This window comes from Psychrobacter sp. S4(2024), assembly GCF_036861305.1.
GTDB classification, from domain to species: Bacteria; Pseudomonadota; Gammaproteobacteria; order Pseudomonadales; family Moraxellaceae; genus Psychrobacter; species Psychrobacter cryohalolentis.
On sequence record NZ_JAZAQR010000001.1, the window covers coordinates 774,536 to 798,997 of the forward strand.

At 43.1% G+C, this 24,462-nt stretch carries 24 protein-coding genes; 12 read left to right on the forward strand and 12 right to left on the reverse strand.

Going from position 1 to position 24,462, the window contains the following annotated elements:
• Nucleotides 1–195: 195 nt before the first annotated feature.
• Both uvrA and VLA57_RS03340 read left to right on the forward strand, forming a co-directional pair.
• The gene (gene uvrA, locus VLA57_RS03335) at nt 196–3,102 is read left to right on the forward strand and encodes an excinuclease ABC subunit UvrA (protein ID WP_133105128.1); all 2,907 of its coding nucleotides are present in this window, start codon (nt 196–198) and stop codon (nt 3,100–3,102) included.
• A gap of 596 nt (nt 3,103–3,698) precedes the next feature.
• Nucleotides 3,699–4,418, forward strand: coding sequence for a HEPN domain-containing protein (locus tag VLA57_RS03340; RefSeq protein ID WP_133105129.1), 720 nt, complete (start codon nt 3,699–3,701; stop codon nt 4,416–4,418).
• Between the two features lie 82 nt (nt 4,419–4,500).
• Here VLA57_RS03340 and VLA57_RS03345 read toward each other — a convergent pair whose 3' ends face one another.
• The gene (locus VLA57_RS03345; RefSeq protein WP_020444135.1) at nt 4,501–4,782 is read right to left on the reverse strand and encodes a DUF503 domain-containing protein; all 282 of its coding nucleotides are present in this window, start codon (nt 4,780–4,782) and stop codon (nt 4,501–4,503) included.
• Nucleotides 4,783–4,945: 163 nt separating this feature from the next.
• Here VLA57_RS03345 and VLA57_RS03350 point away from each other — a divergent pair, with 163 nt between their 5' ends.
• From VLA57_RS03350 to gorA, 3 genes are all read left to right on the forward strand, one after another.
• Nucleotides 4,946–5,734, forward strand: a complete 789-nt coding sequence (locus VLA57_RS03350; protein ID WP_333954351.1) for a threonine/serine ThrE exporter family protein — start codon at nt 4,946–4,948, stop codon at nt 5,732–5,734.
• Between the two features lies 1 nt (nt 5,735).
• Nucleotides 5,736–6,188, forward strand: coding sequence for a threonine/serine exporter family protein (locus VLA57_RS03355; RefSeq protein WP_333954352.1), 453 nt, complete (start codon nt 5,736–5,738; stop codon nt 6,186–6,188).
• Between the two features lie 82 nt (nt 6,189–6,270).
• Nucleotides 6,271–7,626, forward strand: a complete 1,356-nt coding sequence (gene gorA / locus VLA57_RS03360; protein WP_133105132.1) for a glutathione-disulfide reductase — start codon at nt 6,271–6,273, stop codon at nt 7,624–7,626.
• A 150-nt stretch (nt 7,627–7,776) separates the two neighbouring features.
• Here gorA and VLA57_RS03365 read toward each other — a convergent pair whose 3' ends face one another.
• Complete coding sequence (locus VLA57_RS03365; protein WP_333954353.1) at nt 7,777–8,145, reverse strand: hypothetical protein; 369 nt, start codon at nt 8,143–8,145, stop codon at nt 7,777–7,779.
• Between the two features lie 104 nt (nt 8,146–8,249).
• Between VLA57_RS03365 and VLA57_RS03370 the strand changes: the two genes are divergently transcribed.
• Entirely contained in the window at nt 8,250–8,459 is a 210-nt protein-coding gene (locus VLA57_RS03370; protein ID WP_020444139.1) for a hypothetical protein, read from the forward strand.
• 19 nt (nt 8,460–8,478) lie between these two features.
• Here the strand turns inward: VLA57_RS03370 and VLA57_RS03375 are convergent, their stop codons facing one another.
• Together VLA57_RS03375 and VLA57_RS03380 are read right to left on the reverse strand one after the other, a co-directional pair.
• On the reverse strand, nt 8,479–9,117 hold the full coding sequence (locus VLA57_RS03375; protein ID WP_133105133.1) for a GNAT family N-acetyltransferase: 639 nt from the start codon (nt 9,115–9,117) through the stop codon (nt 8,479–8,481).
• Nucleotides 9,118–9,350: 233 nt separating this feature from the next.
• Nucleotides 9,351–10,991 carry an FAD-dependent oxidoreductase gene (locus VLA57_RS03380; RefSeq protein ID WP_133105134.1) on the reverse strand — a complete coding sequence of 547 codons (1,641 nt, stop codon included), beginning with the start codon at nt 10,989–10,991 and terminating at the stop codon, nt 9,351–9,353.
• Between the two features lie 171 nt (nt 10,992–11,162).
• On the opposite strand from VLA57_RS03380, the gene truD reads away from it, so the two are divergent.
• A complete protein-coding gene (truD, locus tag VLA57_RS03385; RefSeq protein WP_333954355.1) occupies nt 11,163–12,350 on the forward strand; it encodes a tRNA pseudouridine(13) synthase TruD in 1,188 nt (395 codons plus the stop codon).
• A gap of 72 nt (nt 12,351–12,422) precedes the next feature.
• On the opposite strand, the gene VLA57_RS03390 is transcribed toward truD, so the two are convergent.
• Nucleotides 12,423–13,922 (reverse strand): GGDEF domain-containing protein, encoded by a 1,500-nt coding sequence (locus VLA57_RS03390; RefSeq protein ID WP_333954356.1) that lies wholly within the window; start codon nt 13,920–13,922, stop codon nt 12,423–12,425.
• A 166-nt stretch (nt 13,923–14,088) separates the two neighbouring features.
• A complete protein-coding gene (locus VLA57_RS03395) occupies nt 14,089–14,970 on the reverse strand; it encodes a PHP domain-containing protein (RefSeq protein ID WP_133105136.1) in 882 nt (293 codons plus the stop codon).
• 154 nt (nt 14,971–15,124) lie between these two features.
• Here VLA57_RS03395 and ispZ point away from each other — a divergent pair, with 154 nt between their 5' ends.
• The 5 genes from ispZ (at nt 15,125) to VLA57_RS03420 (ending at nt 19,520) form a co-directional block, all read left to right on the forward strand.
• Entirely contained in the window at nt 15,125–15,676 is a 552-nt protein-coding gene (ispZ, locus tag VLA57_RS03400) for a septation protein IspZ (RefSeq protein WP_133105137.1), read from the forward strand.
• Nucleotides 15,677–15,832: 156 nt separating this feature from the next.
• Nucleotides 15,833–16,162, forward strand: coding sequence for a YciI family protein (locus VLA57_RS03405; protein WP_011514295.1), 330 nt, complete (start codon nt 15,833–15,835; stop codon nt 16,160–16,162).
• The gene (locus VLA57_RS03410; RefSeq protein ID WP_133105138.1) at nt 16,159–16,647 is read left to right on the forward strand and encodes a hypothetical protein; all 489 of its coding nucleotides are present in this window, start codon (nt 16,159–16,161) and stop codon (nt 16,645–16,647) included. Before VLA57_RS03405 ends, VLA57_RS03410 begins: the two co-directional genes overlap by 4 nt.
• 99 nt (nt 16,648–16,746) lie before the next feature.
• Nucleotides 16,747–18,840, forward strand: coding sequence for an FAD-dependent 5-carboxymethylaminomethyl-2-thiouridine(34) oxidoreductase MnmC (gene mnmC / locus VLA57_RS03415; RefSeq protein WP_333954357.1), 2,094 nt, complete (start codon nt 16,747–16,749; stop codon nt 18,838–18,840).
• A 59-nt stretch (nt 18,841–18,899) separates the two neighbouring features.
• The gene (locus tag VLA57_RS03420) at nt 18,900–19,520 is read left to right on the forward strand and encodes a hypothetical protein (protein WP_333954358.1); all 621 of its coding nucleotides are present in this window, start codon (nt 18,900–18,902) and stop codon (nt 19,518–19,520) included.
• Nucleotides 19,521–19,636: 116 nt separating this feature from the next.
• Here the strand turns inward: VLA57_RS03420 and VLA57_RS03425 are convergent, their stop codons facing one another.
• The 6 genes from VLA57_RS03425 to tsaB form a co-directional block, all read right to left on the reverse strand.
• Nucleotides 19,637–20,311 (reverse strand): DUF4112 domain-containing protein, encoded by a 675-nt coding sequence (locus VLA57_RS03425; RefSeq protein WP_133105141.1) that lies wholly within the window; start codon nt 20,309–20,311, stop codon nt 19,637–19,639.
• Nucleotides 20,304–21,227, reverse strand: coding sequence for a 4-hydroxybenzoate octaprenyltransferase (gene ubiA, locus VLA57_RS03430; protein WP_011514300.1), 924 nt, complete (start codon nt 21,225–21,227; stop codon nt 20,304–20,306). The genes VLA57_RS03425 and ubiA overlap by 8 nt, the downstream gene beginning before the upstream one ends.
• A 253-nt stretch (nt 21,228–21,480) precedes the next feature.
• A complete protein-coding gene (locus tag VLA57_RS03435; RefSeq protein WP_011514301.1) occupies nt 21,481–21,720 on the reverse strand; it encodes a hypothetical protein in 240 nt (79 codons plus the stop codon).
• Nucleotides 21,721–21,760: 40 nt separating this feature from the next.
• Nucleotides 21,761–22,651, reverse strand: a complete 891-nt coding sequence (locus VLA57_RS03440; RefSeq protein ID WP_133105142.1) for a class I SAM-dependent methyltransferase — start codon at nt 22,649–22,651, stop codon at nt 21,761–21,763.
• A 67-nt stretch (nt 22,652–22,718) separates the two neighbouring features.
• Entirely contained in the window at nt 22,719–23,561 is an 843-nt protein-coding gene (locus VLA57_RS03445) for an undecaprenyl-diphosphate phosphatase (RefSeq protein ID WP_333954359.1), read from the reverse strand.
• Between the two features lie 126 nt (nt 23,562–23,687).
• Complete coding sequence (gene tsaB / locus VLA57_RS03450; protein ID WP_333954472.1) at nt 23,688–24,371, reverse strand: tRNA (adenosine(37)-N6)-threonylcarbamoyltransferase complex dimerization subunit type 1 TsaB; 684 nt, start codon at nt 24,369–24,371, stop codon at nt 23,688–23,690.
• Nucleotides 24,372–24,462 lie beyond the last annotated feature (91 nt).

Below are 24,462 nucleotides of genomic sequence, written 5' to 3' on the forward strand. Positions count from 1 at the left end.
AAGTATTAAAAGCATATTCTAATATAGACAGCCATTACTATCGCTTTGTGAAAACTGCATATTTTTATAAAGCCATATTGATTTGAATAGCAATTTTAAAATTATCCACGTTTTTGATGAATCATTTGACTCATATTGATTGACCCTTTTATTTTTTTTGAAAATATCATTTAGCAAATAGGAAACCTATCACCGATGGCACACGAGTATATTAAGGTTCGCGGCGCACGCACTCATAATCTAAAAAATATCGATTTAGACATTCCACGAGATAAGTTTGTGGTAATTACCGGTTTATCAGGCTCTGGTAAATCGTCATTGGCATTCGATACGCTGTATGCCGAAGGGCAACGTCGTTATGTCGAAAGCTTATCGGCCTATGCGCGTCAATTCCTCTCACAAATGGAGAAACCTGACGTCGATAGTATCGAAGGCTTGTCACCGGCAATTGCCATCGAGCAAAAATCAACCAACCATAACCCGCGCTCAACGGTTGGTACGATTACCGAAATTTATGACTATCTGCGCCTGCTCTATGCGCGTATCGGTACGCCCTTTTGCCCTGAGCATGGCGAGCCAATGGTCGCGCAGTCGGTGACTGAAATGGTCGATCAAGTCATGGCGCTGCCTCCTGACACCAAGATCATGATACTTGCGCCGGTGATTCGCGAGCGTAAAGGCGAGCATACCGTGTTGCTTGAGCAGCTGATTGGACAAGGCTTTGTGCGCGTGCGTGTCGACGGCGATGTCTACGATACTGATGAATTACCGACACTCGATAAAAAGAAAAAACACACCATCGAAGTGGTGGTTGACCGCTTTAAAGTCCGTGACGACTTAGGTAACCGCGTCGCTGAAAGTTTAGAGACAGCTTTACGTTTGGGTCAAGGTCTGGTCACGCTACACTTTATGGACGGCAATCCAAAAGAAGGCGGTGATGACAACCAAGTGATGTCAGCTAAGCACTCCTGCCCTATCTGTGATCGCGCCGTACCTGAGCTTGAACCACGGATGTTCAGTTTTAACAATCCATACGGTGCGTGCCCAAGCTGTGACGGTCTCGGTAAACGTCAATACTTCGCAGCTGAAAAACTCATTACTCATCATGAAAAATCGCTCAATCAAGGGGCGATTAATGGTTGGGATAAACGTCATGCCTACTACTTTGGTTTGCTCTCTACCGTCTGCAATCACTTCAAAATTGATATGGATGCGCCGTGGCAAGATCTGACCAAAGTGCAGCAAGACCTCATCATGCAAGGCTCTGGTAAAGAGAAGCTGACTTTTAACTTTACCGATGAGCGCGGTCGTAAAACCAATAAGACCGTGCCATTTGAAGGGGTGCTTCCATACTTAGAACGCCGTTATGCCAAAACCCAAAGTAATCTGGTGCGTGATGAGCTGGCTAAATATTTAGCGGATACCACTTGTAACGTCTGTGATGGTGCGCGTCTCAATGAGATTTCACGTAATGTCCGCGTAGACGATCAAACCATCGCCCAAATCGTTAAACTCTCCATCGGTGATGCGGCTGAATATTATAAGACTATTAAAATTAGCGGTCATAAAGGCGAAGTCGCGGAAAAAATCTTTAAAGAGATTAATGAGCGTCTAAACTTTCTCGTTAGTGTCGGACTTGATTATCTATCCCTTGCCCGCTCTGCTGAAACCCTATCAGGCGGTGAAGCACAGCGTATCCGTCTTGCCAGCCAAATTGGCGCAGGTCTGATGGGCGTGATGTATGTACTTGATGAGCCGTCCATCGGTCTGCATCAGCGCGATAATGATCGCTTGCTCAAAACCCTAACGCGCTTGCGTGATTTGGGTAATACTGTACTGGTCGTTGAGCATGATGAAGATGCGATTCGGCAAGCGGATCACGTCATCGATATCGGTATCGGCGCAGGTGTACATGGCGGTCATATTATCGCTCAAGGTACGGTCGATGACATCATGGCAAACAAAGATTCGCTAACTGGACAATATATGTCTGGTAAGAAGAGAATCGAGATTCCAGCCATTCGTCATAAAGCCAAAACGACCGATATGGAAGTCAAAGGTAAAGCCAAACCCAAACAAGTTCCGATGACGATTGAGCTAAAAGGTGCCTCAGGTAATAACTTGGATGATGTAGATTTGACCATTCCCATTGGTATTATGACTTGTGTGACTGGTGTCTCAGGTTCGGGCAAATCAACTTTGATCAACCGTACCCTTATGCCACTTGCCGCGACTCAGTTAAACAATGCTTCGACGCTCATCGCGGATAAGCATGACAGCATCAGCGGTCTTGAGCATTTGGATAAAATGGTCGATATCGATCAAAGCCCGATTGGTCGTACACCGCGCTCAAATCCAGCGACGTATACTGGCGTGTTTACCCCAGTACGTGAAATGTTTGCACAAACGCAAGAAGCACGTGCCCGTGGTTATAAAGCCGGTCGCTTTAGCTTCAACGTAAAGGGCGGACGCTGTGAGATGTGTCAAGGTGATGGTCTTATCAAAGTTGAGATGCATTTCTTACCTGATATGTATGTGCCGTGTGATACCTGTGAAGGCAAGCGCTATAACCGCGAGACTTTAGAGATTCACTATAAAGGTAAAAACATCGCTGACGTCCTAGATATGACCGTTGAAGATGCCACTGAGTTCTTCTCAGCCATTCCAGCGATTTATCGTCGTCTGCAAGCATTGATGGATGTTGGTCTCAGCTATATTCGTTTGGGTCAGTCTGCACCAACGCTATCTGGCGGTGAAGCGCAGCGTGTTAAGTTAGCGCGTGAGCTTGCCAAACGCGATACCGGACAGACGCTTTATATCTTGGATGAGCCAACCACTGGCTTGCATTTCCATGATATCGATAAGCTGCTCAATATCTTGCATGCGCTACGTGATAAGGGTAATACCATCGTGGTCATCGAGCATAACTTGGATGTCATCAAAACGGCAGATTGGGTGATTGATCTTGGCCCTGAAGGCGGTAAAGGTGGTGGACTGATTATCGCGGAAGGTACGCCTGAGGAAGTGGCAGAAGTCAAAGAATCATACACTGGTGTATTCTTGAAGCCGATGCTTAAGCAAGCGATGAAAGAAGTAAGTTAATAGAACTTAGGTAATAATGAATGAAAGGCTACTCTTTATAGGGTGGCCTTTTTTGTTGTGTGACAGTTAAGCTATCAAGTTAGATAAGGGGTAATTAAATATTGACTTTTAAAGCTATTTAACAAAATTAACACCATTTATAGTTGGACTCTTGAGCCGTTTTTTTCGGAAAAACGTTTTATGATTTAACTTAGTTATTCATTAATATATGATTAAGATGTTTTAATACATTCTATAACTCTCTATTAATACAGCAATAGGAACCTCTATGAATCAATCAAATGTCTTAACCTCAGATAAATCAACTGAATCCTTTATCATAAAAGTCATTCTACCTATAGATAAATGTCCTAAGGTTAAGAATCGTTTTACCAATAGTGATAGAAGTCTATATAACCAGTAAAACGACACAAAAAGACGCTTTAGAAGGAGACAATGTATATGCTCTATCAGGCTACAAAGGATTGATAGTACTAAATTACGCTAACTCTCAGACCAAAAATGAAATTGAAAATTATTTGAACAATAGATTTGGTAATGATTGGGAGGTTAAATTGGAACTAATATAAAGTATATTTAAAAAACTGGAATTTATTATGGATAAGCATACTCGCATTCGATTGAATAACCTTGCTATTAGGAATTTTAGAGATACAGCAGATTTAGACTATATTCACGCTAGACTAGCTTTTAAACACAATCTTATTCCACAGTTTTTATGGTCTTCACTACAGGCTTTAGAGAAATATGGTAAGAGTATGTTATTACAAAATCTTATCAACGGTAAAAAGATAAGACATGAAGTTCTTCCGTCAGTTCAAAGGTTTGAGCAAGAAATGGCAGTTTCCTTAAACTTGTCTGAAGATGTTCTTAGCTTCATAAAGCGCTTGGACGCAAGGGCAAGACATAGATATTTAGATGTGTCAGATTACTCTCTTAACAAAGATATTGTGACTCTCGATAGAAGTGTCCATCAAGTTCGAAGATTCTGCCAATATTTTGACCACTTTAATCAGTTCGACATTGACCCTCAAGCAAAGATAAAAGAATTAGCCTCTATGATAGAAGGTGAAGATAGATTTGAAGACGTTACACCTATAAAAATACGTGGAGGACAACTTGAGAAAATTTTAGATAATAAGAACCATCCAGCTAGAAGTGCTTTAATATATAACAACCCTTTTTTTTATACGCGTAAAAGGAAAAAGATACCAATTGATTTAGGTGGAAGCTGTTCGTATATTTCTCAATATGAAATTGAACCAGATATAATTGATATTGCTAGGAAATATATTTTTATAGACAAAGACTCATAAGACCGCTTCTTTTATCACGTAGTATTTATCCTTGGCAAAGCGCAGAGATTCAATAGATTTGCTCTAGAGCAATGGTACTCGACTAAATAAACTCCCTCTCAACATTCATCACCCGCGCATCTACCGTACGTTCTAGCTTTTCCTCAATTTGACTACATTGCGACTCAACCTCACGTTTGGATAGCCCGACGATCACAAACGTCCATTCGCTGGCATCATGCCGATCTCGCTCGCCGCTCTCACAGACTGCGACGCTTGGCGTATTGCCAAAGCGTGCGTGCAAGCCGCCCATACGTTGGCGTTTCTCCTTTAATGAGCTACAACCGGGCAGAGCAAAAGTCAGCGTTAAGATAGCGATATGCATTTTATTCTCCTTGCGACAGTGGTTTACGCTTTATAATAGTAGCAAATAAGTACGGCAAGTTATGCTATCGTTACCTTGCCGTATCGATATCCTATAACCGCTCACACTATTTATAGTTATAGCATTCATAAAAATCATAATAGCCAACATGCGTATCTAATCAATGACCTCTATCAGCTACGTACAGCAACAGCACATTACTCGATTATGCGTGCGCTGCGGACTACTCCTTATGCAATATGGCGCTGAGTCTGCCGTGGTGGTGGACTTATCCAAACGCTTAGGGCTTGCCTTGGGGATGAACAGCGTAGAATGTTCGCTGAATTTTAATGCCATTACCTTAACCACTATCTGTGATGAGCGCTGTATCATCACCACCAGAGACACGATCAATCAGAGCATCAATGTCAATTTATTGGTACAAATTCAGCAAATCGTCAATAAAACCGAAGCCACTGTCGATGATAATGAGTTGACTCAACGCGCCACCCTTGCCTTTGATGAATTAGATAAGATGGTTTATCCAACGTGGTTAGTGAGCGTGTTTGTTGGTGCATCTTGTGCTGCATTTGCTTATCTAAACGGCGGCAGTTGGTCAATTACCGCCGTGACCTTTATCGCGGGTATGGTGGCGATGCTCACCCGTATTTATCTGTCCAAGCACCATTTTAATCCCTTTATAGCGGTCATCGTGACCGCTTTTATTGCCTCTTTAATTGGGTCGACTACCTATTACTTTGATATTGGTAATAATGCCGATATTGCTGTTGCCTCCAGCGTTCTGTTACTAGTGCCAAGCTTCCCTTTGATCAATTCTTTCTCAGATATCCTAAAAGGCTATGTCAATATTGGGATTGGCCGTGCCGTTTTTACCTATATGCTGACTTTGTCCGCGTGCGTTGGTATCGTAATGGCGCTGGGATTACTTAGAATACAGCACTGGGGGTTTTGACATGTGGTTCATTGAAACCGTTGCGCTGTCGTGTATTATTACCCTTGGTTGGACGCTGATGTTTAGCGTGCCCAAACGTTACATTTTGCCTTGTTTGCTGATGACCGCGTTTGGATTCGGGCTAAAGACGGCTCTCGTTTATGAACATGTACATATCGTGGTTGCCAGCTTTTTCGGGGCGATGCTTGCCAGCTTTTTGGGGGTGTATTTTTCTAAAAAGTACACGCTACCGCCCAAAGCATTAATTTCGCCCAGTGTCATCTGTATGATGCCAGGTATCGCTGCTTATAAAGCAATGGTCAGTATGGTACAGATTGGCTATTTTGGCTTTTCCGACGAGTTATTTAGCCAAATGATGGTGTATTTATTTGAGGCCCTATTTGTGACCTCAGGATTGGTACTCGGCTTATCTATTCCTGGACTGTTATTTTATAGACGTCGTCCCATCGTATAGATGGTGGACTGCTCTTGGCTAGGCACTGTTTTCAATTAACGTTCAAAATTACATTAACAACCCCTTAATAAAGAGACTCAATATGACTAAACACTATGATTATATCGCTATTGGCGGCGGTAGCGGCGGTATTGCTTCCATCAACCGCGCAGCGAGCTATGGCAAAAAATGTGCCATCATCGAAGCCAACCAATTGGGCGGCACCTGCGTGAACTTGGGCTGCGTACCCAAAAAAGTGATGTGGTATGGCGCACAAGTTGCTGGAGCCATTCATAAGTATGCGCCAGATTATGGCTTTGACGTTGAACTAAAAGGCTTTGACTTTCAAAAACTGGTACAGAGCCGTCAACAATATATTCAAAACATTCACCGCGCTTATGACAATAACTTGGCAAAAAACGGTGTAGAAGTAATCAAAGGCTTTGCCAAATTTGTTGATAATCATACCGTAGAAGTGAATGGCGAGCTTATTACCGCTGACCATATTTTGATTGCTACAGGCGGTCATCCTATTAAGCCAATTATCAAAGGCGCAGAACATGGCATCGATTCTGATGGTTTTTTTGCCTTAAATCATTTGCCAAAACGGGTCGCTATCGTTGGAGCGGGATATATCGCCGTTGAGATCGCTGGTGTGATGAATAGTCTTGGCGCTGAGGTACACTTGTATGTCCGTCAGCACTCGCCGCTGCGCTCGTTTGATCACACCATTGTGGAGACTTTGCTGATAGAGATGGAGCAAGACGGCATTCAATTGCATACCAACACCATGCTCACTGAAGTTGTTAAAAATGACGACAGTAGCCTGACTTTGTGTACCACAGATGGTGCTCTTGATACCGTAGACTGCTTGATTTGGGCGATTGGTCGCGCGCCTTCGACGGACAATATCAATTTGCAAGTGACGGGCGTGGAAACGACCGAGTTTGGCAAGATCATAGTCGATAAATTCCAAAACACCAATGTTAAAGGGATTTATGCGGTAGGCGATATTATCGAAAACAGTGTTGATTTGACGCCAGTGGCTATCGCAGCAGGTCGTCGCTTGTCAGAGCGCTTGTTTAATAACAAACCTGATGAGCATCTAAACTATGAGCTGATACCGACGGTTATCTTTACCCACCCTCCTATTGGCACCATTGGTTTGTCTGAAATCGATGCCGTAAATCAATTTGGTAAAGACAATATCAAATGCTATACCTCCACCTTTACGGATATGTATAGTGCGGTGACTCAGCATCGCCAAAAGTCTACAATGAAGCTGATATGTTTAGGCGAGGAAGAAAAAGTCATTGGCTTGCACGGTATCGGCTTTGGCGTGGATGAGATGATTCAAGGCTTTGCGGTAGCGATCAAAATGGGCGCAACCAAAGCTGACTTTGATAATACCGTTGCCATTCATCCAACTGGCTCAGAAGAGTTTGTGACGATGCGTTAGCAATGGACTAGGTAATATTAGTAATAGTCTTATCTATTATATAAAAAGGATACCGTTTGGGTATCCTTTTTTATTATCAGCAACCAATAGAAGTGCTTATTTATTAGCCCTTATTTATTAGCCCTTATTTATTAGAAAGTATCAAAGCCTCTAATTACCCAATACCCACTTATCATTGACTAGATAAACTTTAAATCCCGTCTTGTTGGTTTGGCTATTACCCGCTATCGTTTGGGTGACATCAGCGCTACAGAGATAGGCGTCTTCACCCTCAATAGCATCGCAGTCGATATTCTCAATGCGCTCAAGCTTTGGCATCATGGTCTCCATCATGCCGCTCATGGCTTTTGCCATCTTATCATTGCCTGCGTTAGCCTTTGCGTCCTCTACTATCTTGGTAGTTTGCTCATATTGCGCTTCGATCAGCCCTTCAACCGTATTTTCAGGAGGCGCATTAGAACACGCGGCAAAAAACGGCATGAATACCATAATGAATACCGATTTTTTGAAATTTCTCACGTCGTCGTCCTGATATGTTTATAAAATTTAAGGTGCGGATAATTCAGACAGTACAATCGGGATGCTGCTATGATGTGCTTAATAATGATGGTTGCGAGATAATCATGTGGCAGGCGTATTTTTTTATATTACCGATTGGGCTTGGCATTTTAACCTTGGTTGTCAGTCTGATATTTTTATTTGCCTATATCACCTCTAATGACAATACCACACGCTTACCAGCATTTAACTGGTTTAAGCGCTTAATTGTGGTGGCATTTTTACTGCTGAGTATAGGACTGTTTATGACTTTCAAATATTTTTGGGGTCGATAATATTAGCTCTACATATTTTTTAACTGACTGGTTTTTCTAATTCTAATAATTCCAAATCCTGACGCTTTGGCTCGCCATTATTACCATCATTTGGAAAAGGCATTTTATTGCCATTTAGCTGATAACCACGGCGCTGATAATAAGATAGTAGCTCAGGACGATGACTTAAAATAGACATGGTTAAACGCGCCGGTTTTTTATCCGTTGCTTGTTCATCTGGTTGTAGATGACGACCTGCAAATGTCTCGGCTGCTTGCAAAATCACATTGCCAACGCCCTGTCCTTGTAACTCAGGATGGACGGCAAACATACCGATATAGGCTTTTTTATCACCAGCAGCATTAATTTTCATATCTACTCCGATACATCCTAACAGCTCACCCGTTTCTTCTCCATCACGCTCGCCTGTTATGGTTTTTGGATAAACAAAGAAATAATGTTTTGGATTGGCGATGGTACTAGCCAGCTCATCTTGAGTGATACGAATACCACCGATTAATTCTGCTTCATTGGTCCAGCCTTCTGTCTGCCGATAACAACGATTCAATAGCTGCTCAAGTGCGTCGATATCACTAGCTTCTGCTTGACGTAAGAAAACAGTTTCTTTATTGGCATTGTCGTTATTAATATTGTCGTTATTAGTCTGGGCTTCATTCATATTATTTCGTCCTTTTATTATCCGTATATTCAGTTCATTACAAAAAGCTCATAAAGAGGCTGATAGAATTTTTTGCAGCCTCTGTCGGCGGAGGCACAGCACGCAAGAAAATTTCTATCTGCCTCATGTATTGATAAAATACGTGAGATTTTTATGTGATATCTATCCTAGATTAAAAAGCTGACCTAAATAAATAGCTCAGCTTTAATAGTAATATTTATCCGTTTTCATTACTAGCTCGATAAAGCCTGCGCTTGCTCGATGATATCAAACCCTGCGTTAATTTGTGCACGCGTTGGCGCATGACCTTGGCGTAATAACTCAGAGAATGCCACCAGCTCCTTATCACGTTCAAGCGAGCTTGCTGCACTGGCACGCGTGTTTTCATCCTCGTCAGCGAAGTAGTATTCTATGTAGTTAAAACTATCTGGTGAACCCATTAGAATGCCATGATCTGGCGTCGCAGCATGTCCACTATAACGCAAACTTTTGCCATATTGCATCGTCCAAAAGAAAGGAATACGCTCCTGAAGCGATTTGACGTTATCGTCATTTAATATCGCTGCAGCCGTCACCATGCCATGTTGCAATGCAACCCGCCAGTGCTCGATACGCATACGCCCCAGCTTACTAGGCGCTTTGGCGATATCGCCCAGTGCATAGAGACCATCACGCAATTGCAGCTGCTCATCAACTTGTACCCCATCTGGATGATTAGTGTCCTGTAATAGCTCGATACGCGGTGCGACACCTGTTCCTAAAATGACGATATCAGCATCGATTTGCTCACCATTGGCTAATTTGACGCCAGACACTTGTGAGAAGTTATCTTCGTTATTGTCAGTAGTATTTTCAGCTGCAATGATTTCAGAGACACTGGCATCAAACACGAATTCAACACCATTTTCTTTATGCAATTTAATCAGCGCCTTACTGACCGTTTCTGAGACGATATTGCCCATCACGCGATGGTCTTGACCGATAACGGTGATAGAAGCTGTGGTGCCCGATTGCGCCAATGCTGACGTGACCTCCATACCGATAAAGCCCGTACCGACGATGACTACACGCTGATCATGACTGGCGGCTTTGATTAATTTGGCATCATCCATACTACGCAAGGTATAGACACCATCAAGCGTTGCCCCTTTAATAGGTGGAATCTTGGGCTCAGCACCGGTTGCCACAACTAAAAATTCCGCTGTGAGCTTGTTGTTATCACCCTTTTCATCTGTTATCACGATACTACGCTCATTGAGCAACACTTCACTGACCGTTTGGTTTAAGCGTAGCTCAATATCGTGTTTACTTGCCCAATCTGTACCGCCCAGTAATAGCTTTTCTTCTGGCATATTACCGGCCAAAAAAGCCTTGGATAATAAAGGACGATTATAAGGGGCTTTGTCCTCGGCACTCACCAAGGTAATCTTGCCGCCGTAGCCAGTATTGCGCAGCTGATGGGCAGTCATAAACCCTGCTCCACCGCCGCCAACGATAATAGTATGAGTATCAGTCAGCTTATCATTTTCAACCTGCTTATCTATCTTGGCTGAGGTATCAACCGTTAGGCTGTCGCCATTATCTATGATTTGATATTGAGTCAAGCCTGTTGTCGCGATTGGCTCCAGTAATGCGCCGTCGCTGCTGTCAAAAGTTGCATGATGCCAAGGACAAATAACGCGATTACCACAACGCAAACCTGTACCCAAATCTGCTCCAGCATGCGGACATTTGCCATCAAAAGCACGAAACGTGCTGTCGTCGCGGGTAATTAAAATGATACTATCATCATCTTGCTTATACGATTTCATACCGCCGCTGATAATGTCGGCTTTGTTTATAGTGACTGTATTTATAGTAGCTGCCTTACTCATAAGTCATCCTTAACGGTTATAATGGTTCCTGTTTAAAGCGTGTCGAGACTTATCGATAGTAGCAAGCCTCCTTCACTTATGCTGTTCTTTTGTATATTGACCACGTTGCAAAACGTAATGACTGCTTTTTTAATCCCTATTAATGTTCTATAAAACGTAAAAGACTATCTTATGACTGTTCAAGACCATGATATTACCGCTGATACTGATACTGATACTGATACTGCCAATTTACCGCAGCCGATACAGCCGCTGTTAAAGCATGCTACTTACAAGGCTCATACCACGGATTTTATTGTTAACGAGTTGCTACCATTAGAGTTCACCGGTGAGGGTGAGCATCTCTGGCTACATATCCAAAAGTCAGGGATGAATACCGCTTATCTTGCCAAATTATTGTCCGAATGGGCGGATATTCCTTTACGTGATGTCGGCTTCTCAGGACTGAAAGACCGTCATGCGCTAACAACGCAGTGGTTTAGTCTGCGCATACCAAAGAAGCAATTACCAGACTCTGAGTTTGCGCCCGTAGATATCGGTGCTAATGAGTCAATCACTATCCTTGAGCAGCAGTGGCACAATAAAAAGCTCAATCGCGGCACGCACCGCGCCAATCAATTTATTATTACCTTGCGTGATATTGAATTTGTAGGCTTTGATACACCATCACCATCATCTGAACAGCTATTGTCTGCTAAGCAAGCCGTCGAGCAGCACTTAGTGATTATTAGTCAAAGTGGCGTGCCCAATTATTTTGGGCCGCAGCGCTTTGGTCGCAGTGGCAACAATATTAGAGAAGCATTGTCGTTGTTTGCGCGTCCTGTACCTGAGGCCCGTCCGCCGTCTAATAAAGGCAAACGTAAACGCGTGCCTCGTGAGCAAAATACCATGGAGCTGTCGGCGGCACGCAGTTTGATATTTAATGAGATATTGGCAGCACGTGTCCGTGATGGTAGTTGGAACAACGGACTTGCAGGTGAAGTATTTAATCTAGATGGCTCAGGCTCGATATTTGCAAGCGACGAGATAGACGATACCTTACGAGCCCGTCTTGAATCAGGCGATATTCATCCGACTGCCGTGCTGTGGGGTACAGGTAATGAGAAGGTCAGCGGCAAAGCGGCAGCCATGGAAGCGGACACCGTAGCGCATAGTCCATTGTTAACGCAGCTAGCCACAGGTCTAGAGCAGCGTGATATCAAGGCGCAAAGGCGAGCACTGCGATTACCTATTGAAGCATTAAGTTGGGAATGGCAGGATACAGAAGGTGGTCAGATACTGATCTTAAATTTTACTTTGACGACCGGTAGCTTTGCGACCAGCGTATTAGCAAGTTTGGTACAAGAATTAAATACTTAGATATTATCTATGTCATAACCGGTTAAGGACCTAAAAGATTAGAGTACTGATTTATTTGCTAGCGGTATAAAATCAGATAACCGTGCTATTTTCTGCTGCTAGTACCTCGTTGGCACTAACGACTTGATTACGTCCGCGATCCTTGGCTTCGTATAGTGCTTTATCAGCGATACAAATCAAGCGCTGGCAAATGTCGATGGGCAATTGCGCCTTCGCGATTTCTGTGGCGACTCGTTTTCTTCTGTGAGCAATTCTTCGTTGCGAGCTGTTTTGTATTGGGCTACTTTTTTGCAATTCTTTAATAGATAAACGGTCTTTTTTTGAATTATTTGGCGATTGTATATTCTCTTTTGCCTCATCAGCCCTATATTCACTTTGAATATCAATACGCTCAGCATGCGTCAAGGTATAAACCCCTAAACTTGCCGTAACATTAAAATCTGTATGGTTGTCGCCACTGATGACTTGCTCAGCAATATCTCGTCGCAGCTGTTTAGCAATCGTCATGACGCTATCATGCGAGGTATCTGGGAGCACGATTAAAAACTCTTCTCCACCATACCGACTCACAATCGCCTCTTCTGTCAATGAATTCAATAAGGTCTGTGCAACTTCTGACAATACTTGATCGCCAACATCATGACCATAATTGTCATTAATGTTTTTGAACCAATCTAAGTCTAATAATATAATACTGACGTCCTGCTGATCTCCCATTGCCAAAAGCGCCTGCTGCATTTGCGTTAAGCCATAACGGCGACTTTTCAGCTGAGTCAATTCGTCATGATTGGCATACTGCATAATCTCCGCTTTACTGTTATCCAATATCAACAGTAGCGTGCGAAACATATAGATGATAAAAATCGCTTTTGGCAGCGACATATAAATATGTGTGCTGCGCCAAAAAAACGCGGAAGAAAAACGCAGTTGATTAAACGTATCCCAGCTAAGTGTCCCATTTTGGAATATGGACGCAGAGATGGCATTTTCGATAGCCGTGGTCTCGCTATAGGTCAAATAGTTATAGCTATCCAAGGGAAAAGAGGTCGTTGTCATTTGTTGCAGGTTGGGAATCGTAAAGCCGAAATAGGGAATTAATGTAGCCGAAAAAATCAGCATACTATGAGCCAAAAAAGCCTTCCATACATAACGCCGCCGTATGAGCATCATACCCAGCATCGCCCCGCCCACCAGCGACACCCCAGCCACCAAGCTGCTATGCCCCATTACCAAAATAACCACCGCAATATAAGTACTATAAAGTGTGATTAATACCGCCTGCCACGTATGTAGCGAGCCGTGACCGGTTTTGATAGGCGATGAGCGACTGATCATCCATAAAAAGAAGAGTCCAAGCAGCGTAATGCCAATCCATAAAGGATACAATAGCGCCATGTCAACATAGGAGCTATAGGTCTCTCTACGAAACCAAACATACAAGCACCAGATCCAATGCAAGGTAATTTCCATCAACACAAACAATGCTAGCAGCAATGCTCTATCAGCAGCCTGCCACTCGAAAATAACTCGAGAGAGTTTTCTATAGCCTAGATGAGATATCGAAAAAGCCATAATGGGCTACCGAAAACAATGAAAGTGATTGAGTTAAAACCAGAGCAATCCATCCGGTGTCATGATTGATACTAAATCTGAACTTATCATTGAGTGTGGCAATTTTTGATCTATTTATCAATCCGTTTAATTGATTCATCGGTCAATAAGTGCAGCTGTGTTCTATTTAAGATAAAGCCGCAAAAGATTGCCAGATACCTTGCTGTTCGGGATGCATGTTGGGGACATCGCCCAAGCGTCGCCATGGCATATTACTCCCATGAAAGTCACTACCTATCGATGCAGCAAGCTTGTGCTCAGCAATACTACGGTCAACCATTTTACGCGTACTGACAGGCTCACTATTGGCAGGTAACTCACAAGCATCACCACCAAGCTGCGCAAATTCTTCGATAAGCTTACGGACGCGCGTCGCTGACAGCTGATACCTCGTTGGATGTGCCAACACCGCTTTGCCACCACATTCCTGTATCAGCTCAATGCCGCGCTGCATCGTCAGCGCCTCGATCGCCACATAAGCGGGTTTATTGTCTGCCAAATACTTGTCAAAGGCTTTTTGTACCGTCTTTACTTCACCGCGTTCAAATAACACTTGCCCGATATGTGCGCGCCCAACTGCTTGCGGGTTGCCACTAGCTTTAGCAAGAACAGCTTGCCACAGCTCATCATAATCGATACCAATCAGCTTACTGAGTTTTTCTGTAATACGTTGACCGCGAGTCGCGCGGCTGTCTTGCAACTGTTGTAGGGTGGCGTGCATTTTCTCGCGGTCGGTAAAATCAAGCCCAAGTACATGAATAATTTTATTGGTAGATTTATTTTTACCGTAGCCGCCGCTCAAGGTATGCTCACAGCTGATTTCTACGCCATTAATCAGTTGTATATTGCAAGCTTCCGCCGCGGCGCGTGCCTCATCGATCCCTAGCAAGGTATCATGATCGGTTAAGGCCAATACATTAATGCCAGCCGTATGGGCGCGCTGTACCACTTCTGCCGGCGCATAAGTGCCATCAGAGCAGGTACTATGACAATGTAAATCGATTTTCATAAAGCAAGCCTTAGAGTTTTGAATATTCTTGAGTAAAATTAGGTTAAAAGCGCCAAAGTAGCTCATATCAGAGGATTATAGTGTTGATTGCTTTTTTTTGGCGCAGTAGACGTGTAAACTAGCGCATACGTTTTAGTTGGACATTTTATTTGCTATGAAAGCCTTATTAGACTTCATTCCTTTGATCGCGTTTTTTATTGCTGCTCGTTACAATGGTATTTTAGCAGCAGCTGGCGCATTGCTAGTTGCCACTATCATCGTCTATGCGATTCACTTTGTGCGTCAAAAGGGCAAGTTCGACAAACAGCAATGGGTCGTCTTATTGTTAACCATCGTTTTTTGCGGTGGTACCCTGCTGTTGCGTGACGATATTTACTTGCGCTGGAAATCACCGATTATTAACGGTATTTTTGCGCTAACGCTGTTGGTCAGTGCCGTAATCAATAAACCTTTGATGCAATTGGCAATGAAAGATGTTTTTTCGCTCACAATGAGTGGTTGGAAAAAACTGACCATTGCTTGGGCAGTGTTTTTTGCGATGATGGCTGTCCTACATTATATCACGGCATTTACCATGTCAGATGAAGCTTGGATTAACTTTAAAACTTATGGCTGGATTCCGCTGATGCTGGTATTCGTAGTTGCTCAGTTTTTGTTATTGAAAAAGCATCTGAACCCTGCATTGACGGATAAGTCAGCTAAATAAAAAGTTAAATAGCAGCTGATAACTTAATAGTAGATATTTTGTTATCTCTGAATGCCAATGATAACTATCATGCTTTATAAAGTCTGATAAGACAAAATGACGCATGATAGTTATTGATTCTAACGCTCTATTTTTATTATTAATTGGGGAAGCAACATGTCTTTATTCGCCATTATCGGTCATGACGTAGCAGGCAGTAGCGCGCAACGTCAGCTGACACGCCCAGAGCACGTTGAGCGCTTACAAGTATTGAATCGTGAGCAGCGCTTGATTATCGCAGGACCAACCCCTATCGAGCACGGGAAAAGCGAGATGTCAGGCAGCCTGATTATCGCGGATTTTGACTCGCTTGAGGCAGCTCAAAACTGGGCAAGCGCTGAGCCGTATTTGCGTGACGGTGTTTACAGTCATGTCGACATCAAGCCATTTATTCAAGCGTTACCAGCAGTGAATGTCAGCACAACAAATGAGGTAGCATCATCGTGATTCAGCGGTTACTCTCATTAAAAAGTCATAAAACTGGTCTTGCAAGTACTGCTTTTGCGGGCATAGTATCGATTACTGCCCTGTCAGTACATGCAGCGCCAACACTGACTACTCAAACCGAGCCCGCAGCAGGGATTGTGCCAGCACTAATCGCAGCTAACAACGCTCCTCAATCGAGCGACCCTCAAACAACTGCTCCGGTCATAGAAATGGCTACCGCAGCAAAGCCTGCTACCGATATTAACGATACCTTGGCGGCACAGCTGCAACCATCAAATAAAGCTTTATCGGCTGCCAACCAAGAATTACTAAGCCGTAATGCCCAGCTGCAACGCCAAGTCAATGATTTGCAGACGCAAGCAAACGTCTTGGTTTATGAAAGTCAAGGTCAATTATTTTTATATGGTGCATTTACTGTTTTGCTTAGCCTATTGGTCGGTATTTTCATCTCATGGCTGGTATTTGTTCGCCGTGAACGCTGGTAGTTGCATTTTTATCGATTGAAATCATCTATTGGATTGATGTCTACCGATTTGATGCTCCACTTCCTACTTGCTTGACCACTGTGGGGTTGATAAATAATTATGCCCAAACCAGCTTCTATGGCTATTAATACAACCAAAAGCACGACACCAGCACATGTTATCTCTCCAGCCAACATTGAGTGGCAAACTGATGACGCTGGTAATGAAGTGCCAATATCAGGTGAGTTTGGCGATGCCTATTTTTCGCAAGCAGATGGTTTAGCAGAATCTCACCATGTATTTTTGGCACATAATCAGCTGTCCACGCGATTGGCAAACCTTATTCCTAAGCAATGCTTTACGATCTACGAACTAGGTTTTGGTACAGGACTTAATTTACTCGCGACTTGGCAGTTGTGGCGACAGCTTCGATTAATACATCCGCACTTAGCAAGCGCCCGTTTGCACTTTATTACTACCGAAAAACACCCCGTCCCCTTTAGTGACTTAGCAAAGATACTTGCCCCACTGGGACAACGTACACCTGAACTGGCACTGTTGATTGAGCAACTTTTAACCAGTTATCCTCCTCTTATCGCTGGTTGTCATCGGCTAGATTTTATTGATGATAATTTAACCCTTGATATTTGGCTAGGTGATGCTAGTGATAGCTTAGCAAGTTTAGATAGTACAGTAGCTACTCAGTGTCCGTACATCAATGCCTGGTTTCTAGATAGGTTTGCGCCTTCTTGCAATGAGATCTTATGGACAGAGCGTATCTTTAGCCACATGCAACGCTTATCACGTGCTGGCACGACTGCTGCTACCTATAGCTGTGCAGGTATCATCAAACGTGGATTACAGTCGCAGGGTTTTGTCGTTAAAAAGAGCAAAGTGCTTGGGTCTAAGCGTGAGATGCTCACGGCCGTTATGAGCGAGATGTCATCTTTAGATAAGCCTATTTCAACCTTATCTAATAAGGTGCCTTTGTCCAACTATCCTAATAATGCAGTCGTTATCGGTACTGGTGTGGCAGGACTACTGACTGCATGGTCACTTGCCAATCGTGGTATAAGCGTGACAGTGCTCGATAAAGACGCACCGCTGGCTGGTGCATCTGGTAATCCGCGCGCTTTACTCGCCCCGAATATGACGCCTATTCATCATGTTTATGAGCATCTGCATTCTATTGGCTATTTATACAGTGGTCGATTATATCGACACTTTAATCAGCAAGCCGCTTTGCAAAAATCGCCGCTGATACTTGAGCAGACCGGCACATTAGACTTACTGGTAAAAACTAATATTGGTACGGAGCAGATTTTAGATTATCCAGATACTATGGTAACCACTATTAGCCCCGAAAAAGCACAGGATATCAGTGGTTTAAAAGATAAAGACTTAGCTCATAACTTGTATCTGCCACAATCCGGTTTGGTCAATCCACAAGCCTTAAAAACTGTTATTCTTGCGCACCCCAATATCACCTATCGGCAGCTCAATATTATTAATATTAAGGAAACCGAGAACAGTATCATTTTGACAGGTTCTGAAGAGGATAAAAATGCGAGCCAAGCCTCTTTGACTATCACAGCTGACCATGTTGTGATTTGCGCGGCTTATGAAAGCCATCAATTGGATAAACGTATCGTTAAATGCCGTACGATCCGCGGGCAACTGTCTTGGTTTATGCCAACTGCGCAGCAACTGACTCAATTGCCTAAATTGCCGCTCAAATACAGTGGCTACTGTGCGCCATTTATTGGACAGAGCGGTGATGCGGAACTGAACCATATTAGCGAAAATCAGCCACAGTTTTTACTTGGTGCAAGCTTTATCGATGGCGATACCAATATCGATGTCCGAGATGAAGAAAATCAGCAAAATTATGACAAGTTGATTGAAGATATGCCTGAATTAAGCAGCGTCTTGCCAAATGATATCAGTACATGGCATGCGCGTGCTGGCATTCGTACTCAAACGATGGATTATCATCCTTTGGTCGGATTACTTGCACAGAGTCAGCGTTTATGGAGCATGTCAGCAATGGGTGCAAAAGGTTATGCGATTGCACCCATATGTGCCGAAGCCTTAGCAGATATGATGTTAGGCTGTTTTACACCTTTATCTGCCGCTATGTTGGCGCGCCTATCGCCCAATCGGGCGCGGCTACATAAAGTACATAAGCATAAAACACGTCAATCATTAATTTAGGTTCAATACCTTAGCTATATGCCTAATTATGACCCTCACTAATGGATAGCTGTCTTATTATGAAAACTCTTCCCTCTACCTTTATAAAATCAAAACCATATTTTCAGGCTGTATCTGCCATTTTTTTAAGCTTATCACTGTTGATTGCCTGCAAAAAAACACCAGAGCCTGAGACCACTAATGAAACAGCCACAGAAGTGGCAGTTCAAACGACACCTGTGACTTCCAACATTAATGCACCCCATGTTGCTGATGATATTAATGCCAACGCGTCTGCTACGAATCCAGAACCAGATGTGAACTTAACGGAGCTAGAGGATCATCTTGGCACAACGGATACCTCAGTCATTGACCCTGCTCCAGCGCCCAATCCAGAGCAAGCCATTAAAGGCGCGCAAATCACGGACGTTAAATATCGAAGTGCCTCGGGCGAATCATTATCAGTCGTTTTTGAGACTTCAGCAGCGGGCATGCTTAATGCCATCATCACCTTACCGAACAAACCTAAAATGACCTTGAGCGCGCCTGAAGGTCAAGGTAATAATCCTACCTATCGCTCAAGCGATGGCAATGTTCAGCTAGTTAGTCATGCTGGCGGTGGTACGGTAGATTTTATTCAAAATAATAAAATAACAAGCTTTGATGCCATTAGTGCCGATGCAGAAGTGATTACTGAATAAGCTTTATAAGTATAAAAACATGTCGTAAAGTTAGTGGAAATGGCAATAAAAAAGGCTGCAAACGTTGATATCGTTGCTGCCTTTTTTATTGCCTAACTGACCTATTTTTCTATTATTTAACCAAATCCAGTAGTTTTACCAAACAGACTCACCAGCCAGCTCATCAATGACCACAAACCCCAACCGATAATAACAATGACAATGAGCCCCAACATATCAGGAATATGCAGATACAGCCAAGCAACTATTGGATTGCGCCAAAAAGCGCCAAAACGACTCTGTTGCTTATCTTCAAGTGATTGATGCAAAAACGGTCGATCCATATGTATGGTTTCAGTGATGCCATACTCGTTTTGTAGATGCTCATGCACGATGCCTAAGGTCTTACGACTAGGACGAATAAAGATGTCAAGCAGCGTCCCGATACCCGGTACGATACCAACTACCATATCAATCAGTGCCAATCTAACAGCGGGCGTCATTTTATGCGCGGGTACACCGAGCTGACGACCCAATATAAATGCATAACTTGTTAATGCCAGACCTGCTAAATCTCCTGCCAGCGGAATGATCGAAAGTGCAGCATCTGCGCCCATACCTTGCTTGGTAAAAGGCACACGTACGAGTGAATCCATGGTATTGGCAAATTTTGCCAATTTACGCTCCGTCTCAATCACCTGCTCGCGCGTCAAACCATTCTCAGCCAATCTTGCCTCATAATCTATCTTAGAAGCACTATGCGCAGATGATTTCTTGGTCTTTAGTCTCGAAAATTTATTGAGCTTATCCATTAAAAGTCGTCCAGATACAAGCGATGGCTATAAGAACAAAAACGTAACGTCCTACCCATATATTGGCTAAAAATGCTTTAAAACAAGCCAAAGCATTACGACTGGCACACGCACTGTTTTGCTTAGCAAACATCATCGCGACTAACGCCAAGCCAAAGACTGGCGTAATACCTAAACTGGTCGGCGCAAAATAATGCCACATGACTGCGCCCATGATAACTAAAAACAACGTCTGTAGTAACGAGATGATAATCACATCATAACGATCAAATAATATCGCGGTTGATTTAACCCCTATCTTTATATCATCCTCTCGGTCAGCCATTGCATATTGAGTATCATAAGCAACTGTCCAACACATATAAGCAAGGAATAACAACCAACACCAGATATCAGGCGCGCCTTGTATCGCGACATATGCCATCGGTATCGCCCAGCCGAAAGCCGCTGCCAAAAACACTTGCGGCAAATGCGTATAACGTTTCATAAATGGATAAATAAACGCCAATATGACGGCACCAAACGACCAATAGAATACTTGAATGGGTAAAAACAGAAGCAAACTTGCACTTAATAATACTAATACTAAAAAAGCTGCAATGGCCTCTTTAGCAGACAGACGTCCATCAGCTAACGGACGACCTTTAGTACGGCTTACGTGACCATCGACTTTACGGTCAGCAAAATCATTAATCGCACAGCCTGCTGCCCGCATCAATATCGCTCCAAGGGCAAAAATCACAAAGATACTTAAACTGGGTAGCCCTGCCGTAATGCCTGCACCTTGTTGCTGCGCCTGCCCCATCGCAGCGAATAATACACCCCATAATGTTGGCCATAGTAGCAGTTCAATACCTACTGGCTTATCAAAACGTGTCAGCTGAATATAAGCTTGTAGCTTGTCGTTAAATGTCATGGCGTTTTAATTATCATGGATAGAAAATAGTAAATAATGAGTTGGGTGTATAGCAATTTAAGTTATAGAACTTGGCGTACGCTATAGTGAGTTCAATATGAAAGAGTTACGTTTAGAATAGCATTATGCTGGGATAAATTTCTCTCGCTTGCTGTGCGCTTCGCACTCCAGAGACTTCGTAAAATTCATCCCAGCAGTACTGTATTCTTTTTAAATTGAATCGACTATAATTTTTTTGATACTAATAATGCCACTAAACTTGTTGCCACATCTTATTGGCTTCAATGAGTGATAGCTCGGGATACTGCTTGCGTAAGGCTTTAATCGCAGCAACTTTCTCTTTTTGTGCAGCTTGCTGGCGTAAAAATGCCAATTGCTCTTTAGGATTACTTAACTCTTTTAGACGTGCTTCAAGGCGCAAGATTCTGGTACGTAGCATAATATTGATTAACAATAACGCCGCACCCATCACCCAAATGATTAATACAGACATTCCCTGCTCCTAAATTTATAAGTTGTCTTATTTGATATTATTAAACGAAATAACCGTCAAAACGTACTGCTTCATTATTCCAGCTTTCACTTGGCTGTTGATCAGCAAGTAACGGCGCAAATTGTGGACGCTTAACGATGACGCGACCTTGTTTTTGACCGTTTTGACTGACAACGGCTTGTGCAGATTGTAGTAATTGCTGCTCTTCATCTAACGTTGGCGGATGCGCTAATTGATGCAACGCTTGCATACGCTTACCGACTTTCGCGCCTTTCCCCGTCTTGCTATCTTGATAACTGTCTTCTGGAAACATAGGGTCAAGATATATCACATCAATGGCTTGCTCGTTATCAGCCCCTAGATAGTTATTAAACCTTTTAAAATAAGTGAGCGCATCGGTATTAATAATCTGCAAACGTGACATCAGCTTTTGCCAATTTGGCAGCGTACTCATACGCAGTTGCTCTACAAGTAATAATAACGCCATCAATGGCTGCTGCTCAAGCATGGTAACTTGGGCACCAGTACTCGCCAGTATTAGACTATCATGACCAAAACCAGCAGTTGCATCAATGACCTGACTATCTGCGGTCAATTTCGCGGCTTGTAATAACAGCTCCGACTTACGCCCTGCACTGACTACGCGCCGCTGCAGTTTATCCCATTCGGGGGCAACGCTTAACCCCTCACTCAACCATGAAAGTTTATCTTTTTCATCTAACAGCAATATAGGTTGGGTAGCTATCTGGCTTAACTGCTGGCGACGTTTTTGATTTAATTTCTCTGTCACCAGTTCAGTATTCAAGATAATGGGTAGCTTATGCTCAGCTATGAGTGCCTGCAAGCTTTCGACTTGACTTGCCTGCGTTTCATTAACATAAAGTAGTTGGCAGCTTATATCAGCAGTCAGCACTTGCTTCAAATTGGTCATGACTGCCATTCCTTTTTAATACTTATAACATCATGAATCTCTATTAAAAACCATTCCATCATGAAGTTTAGCCTGCCATCTGATAACCAAAACCCCAAGCGGCTATTAAAACCAACACACCAGTGATAATACGCAACCATGCAAAAATTTTAAAGTCACGGCGACTGACCCAAGCGACCAATAAGCGAATACAAAGCAAGGCAACGATAAACGATACGATAGTACCAATGCCTAGCACTAACCAATCTTCACTACTGGTTAAAACGTCACGATGCTTAATAAAATCTAGTAGAGCCGCACCAATAATGACTGGAATACCTAAAAAGAATGAAAATTCAGCAGAGGCTTTACGTGAGACGCCAAGCCACAGTGCACCAATAATCGTCGCACCTGAGCGCGATGTACCGGGTATCAATGCCAAACATTGCAGCAAACCTATCATCAAAGCTGTTTTTAGGCTGACGTCTTCTGCTTCTTCTGCAATAATGGTTTTCGGGCGATTTTCAACATAAAAGATCAGCAAACCGCCGATTATTAGCATAATCGCCACGACGATAGGGTTAAATAAATAGGCTTTTATCTCATCAGCAAAAGTGAAACCAACAATCATTACCGGAATAGTCGCGACAATTAGGCTAAGTCCAAGCTGGCGTGGATTACTCGTGCCTTCTGCTTTACCCGTCAGCAAACCCATCAGTGCCTGCCAGAGTCTGCCCCAATAGTCATATATGACCGCTAAAATAGCACCAAACTGCACCACCACCACAAACAAATCGACTTTTTCTTTGGTCCAAAAACCCATCAAATCAGCGGATAAAATTAAATATCCCGTGCTAGAGATGGGCAAAAACTCAGTGATACCCTCAACGATACCCATGATGACAGCTTGAATTAATAAAATAATATCCACAAAATTATTCCTAAGAAATTCCGAAAACAGTAAAGGCGTTTGTTTTATATTGTTATATTCATAATACTGTTATTGTCGCGTGCGACACTTGAAAGCTTTATAAGCACTGAATATAGAAAGGGTACACTAAGACTTACCTTGCTCTTTGAGCGTTTTCCACGCTTGATTGCGTAAGTATTTGGGTAAAGCTTGCGCCGCTTCTGTTCCGCCATTGACCATAAACTGAGCCATACCCAGTTGTCCTATCACGGTCGCATCAGGATGGATATCAGCATAAATAATCTGACCGTCATGCAAAGTTAATAAACCGGCACCATTGCCAACGATAGGAATCTCTAGCGCTGTCTGGCTATCATAATCAAGTAGCTGCTCAGTATCTTCGCCATTGTCGTGATTAACGGGCTGCATGATATTATCTATTACCTCATAATGCCCAAAATATACCTGCTGCATACGCGCATCAAGGGCACTATATACTGAGCTTAAACTCTGTTGCTGATACGCCGCTTGCGCAATCGCCTGTAAGCTAGAAACACCCACACAAGGAATATCATGCGCGACAGATAGCGCCTGTACCACTGCCGTATTGATTCGTATACCACTAAAGGCACCAGGACCACGATTAAAGATAAGCGCTTGTATGTCAGCCAGTTTTAGCTGCGCCTCAGATAATGCCGCGTCAATCATCGGTAAGATTTGCTGGGTCTGCTGGCGCTTACCTGTCTCGGTATGACTCGATAACGCTTGACCGCTGGCATCTAAAATGGCGATCGAACACTGATCGAACACGGTATCCATTGCTAAAAACATCATAACCTCGGCTTATTCTCTTGACATCGTAAAACAGCGCCTATCATAGCATTTAGGACAGATTAATTGACTTACTTTCTATATTTTTCAT

Coding starts and splice junctions, on each gene's coding strand:
- uvrA (WP_133105128.1), top strand. CDS start 196: ATGGCACACGAGTATATTAAGGTTCGCGGCGCACGCACTCATAATCTA.
- VLA57_RS03340 (WP_133105129.1), top strand. CDS start 3,699: ATGGATAAGCATACTCGCATTCGATTGAATAACCTTGCTATTAGGAAT.
- VLA57_RS03345 (WP_020444135.1), bottom strand. CDS start 4,782: ATGCATATCGCTATCTTAACGCTGACTTTTGCTCTGCCCGGTTGTAGC.
- VLA57_RS03350 (WP_333954351.1), top strand. CDS start 4,946: ATGACCTCTATCAGCTACGTACAGCAACAGCACATTACTCGATTATGC.
- VLA57_RS03355 (WP_333954352.1), top strand. CDS start 5,736: ATGTGGTTCATTGAAACCGTTGCGCTGTCGTGTATTATTACCCTTGGT.
- gorA (WP_133105132.1), top strand. CDS start 6,271: ATGACTAAACACTATGATTATATCGCTATTGGCGGCGGTAGCGGCGGT.
- VLA57_RS03370 (WP_020444139.1), top strand. CDS start 8,250: ATGTGGCAGGCGTATTTTTTTATATTACCGATTGGGCTTGGCATTTTA.
- VLA57_RS03375 (WP_133105133.1), bottom strand. CDS start 9,117: ATGAATGAAGCCCAGACTAATAACGACAATATTAATAACGACAATGCC.
- VLA57_RS03380 (WP_133105134.1), bottom strand. CDS start 10,991: ATGAGTAAGGCAGCTACTATAAATACAGTCACTATAAACAAAGCCGAC.
- truD (WP_333954355.1), top strand. CDS start 11,163: ATGACTGTTCAAGACCATGATATTACCGCTGATACTGATACTGATACT.
- VLA57_RS03390 (WP_333954356.1), bottom strand. CDS start 13,922: ATGGCTTTTTCGATATCTCATCTAGGCTATAGAAAACTCTCTCGAGTT.
- VLA57_RS03395 (WP_133105136.1), bottom strand. CDS start 14,970: ATGAAAATCGATTTACATTGTCATAGTACCTGCTCTGATGGCACTTAT.
- ispZ (WP_133105137.1), top strand. CDS start 15,125: ATGAAAGCCTTATTAGACTTCATTCCTTTGATCGCGTTTTTTATTGCT.
- VLA57_RS03405 (WP_011514295.1), top strand. CDS start 15,833: ATGTCTTTATTCGCCATTATCGGTCATGACGTAGCAGGCAGTAGCGCG.
- mnmC (WP_333954357.1), top strand. CDS start 16,747: ATGCCCAAACCAGCTTCTATGGCTATTAATACAACCAAAAGCACGACA.
- VLA57_RS03420 (WP_333954358.1), top strand. CDS start 18,900: ATGAAAACTCTTCCCTCTACCTTTATAAAATCAAAACCATATTTTCAG.
- VLA57_RS03425 (WP_133105141.1), bottom strand. CDS start 20,311: ATGGATAAGCTCAATAAATTTTCGAGACTAAAGACCAAGAAATCATCT.
- ubiA (WP_011514300.1), bottom strand. CDS start 21,227: ATGACATTTAACGACAAGCTACAAGCTTATATTCAGCTGACACGTTTT.
- VLA57_RS03435 (WP_011514301.1), bottom strand. CDS start 21,720: ATGTCTGTATTAATCATTTGGGTGATGGGTGCGGCGTTATTGTTAATC.
- VLA57_RS03440 (WP_133105142.1), bottom strand. CDS start 22,651: ATGACCAATTTGAAGCAAGTGCTGACTGCTGATATAAGCTGCCAACTA.
- tsaB (WP_333954472.1), bottom strand. CDS start 24,371: ATGTTTTTAGCAATGGATACCGTGTTCGATCAGTGTTCGATCGCCATT.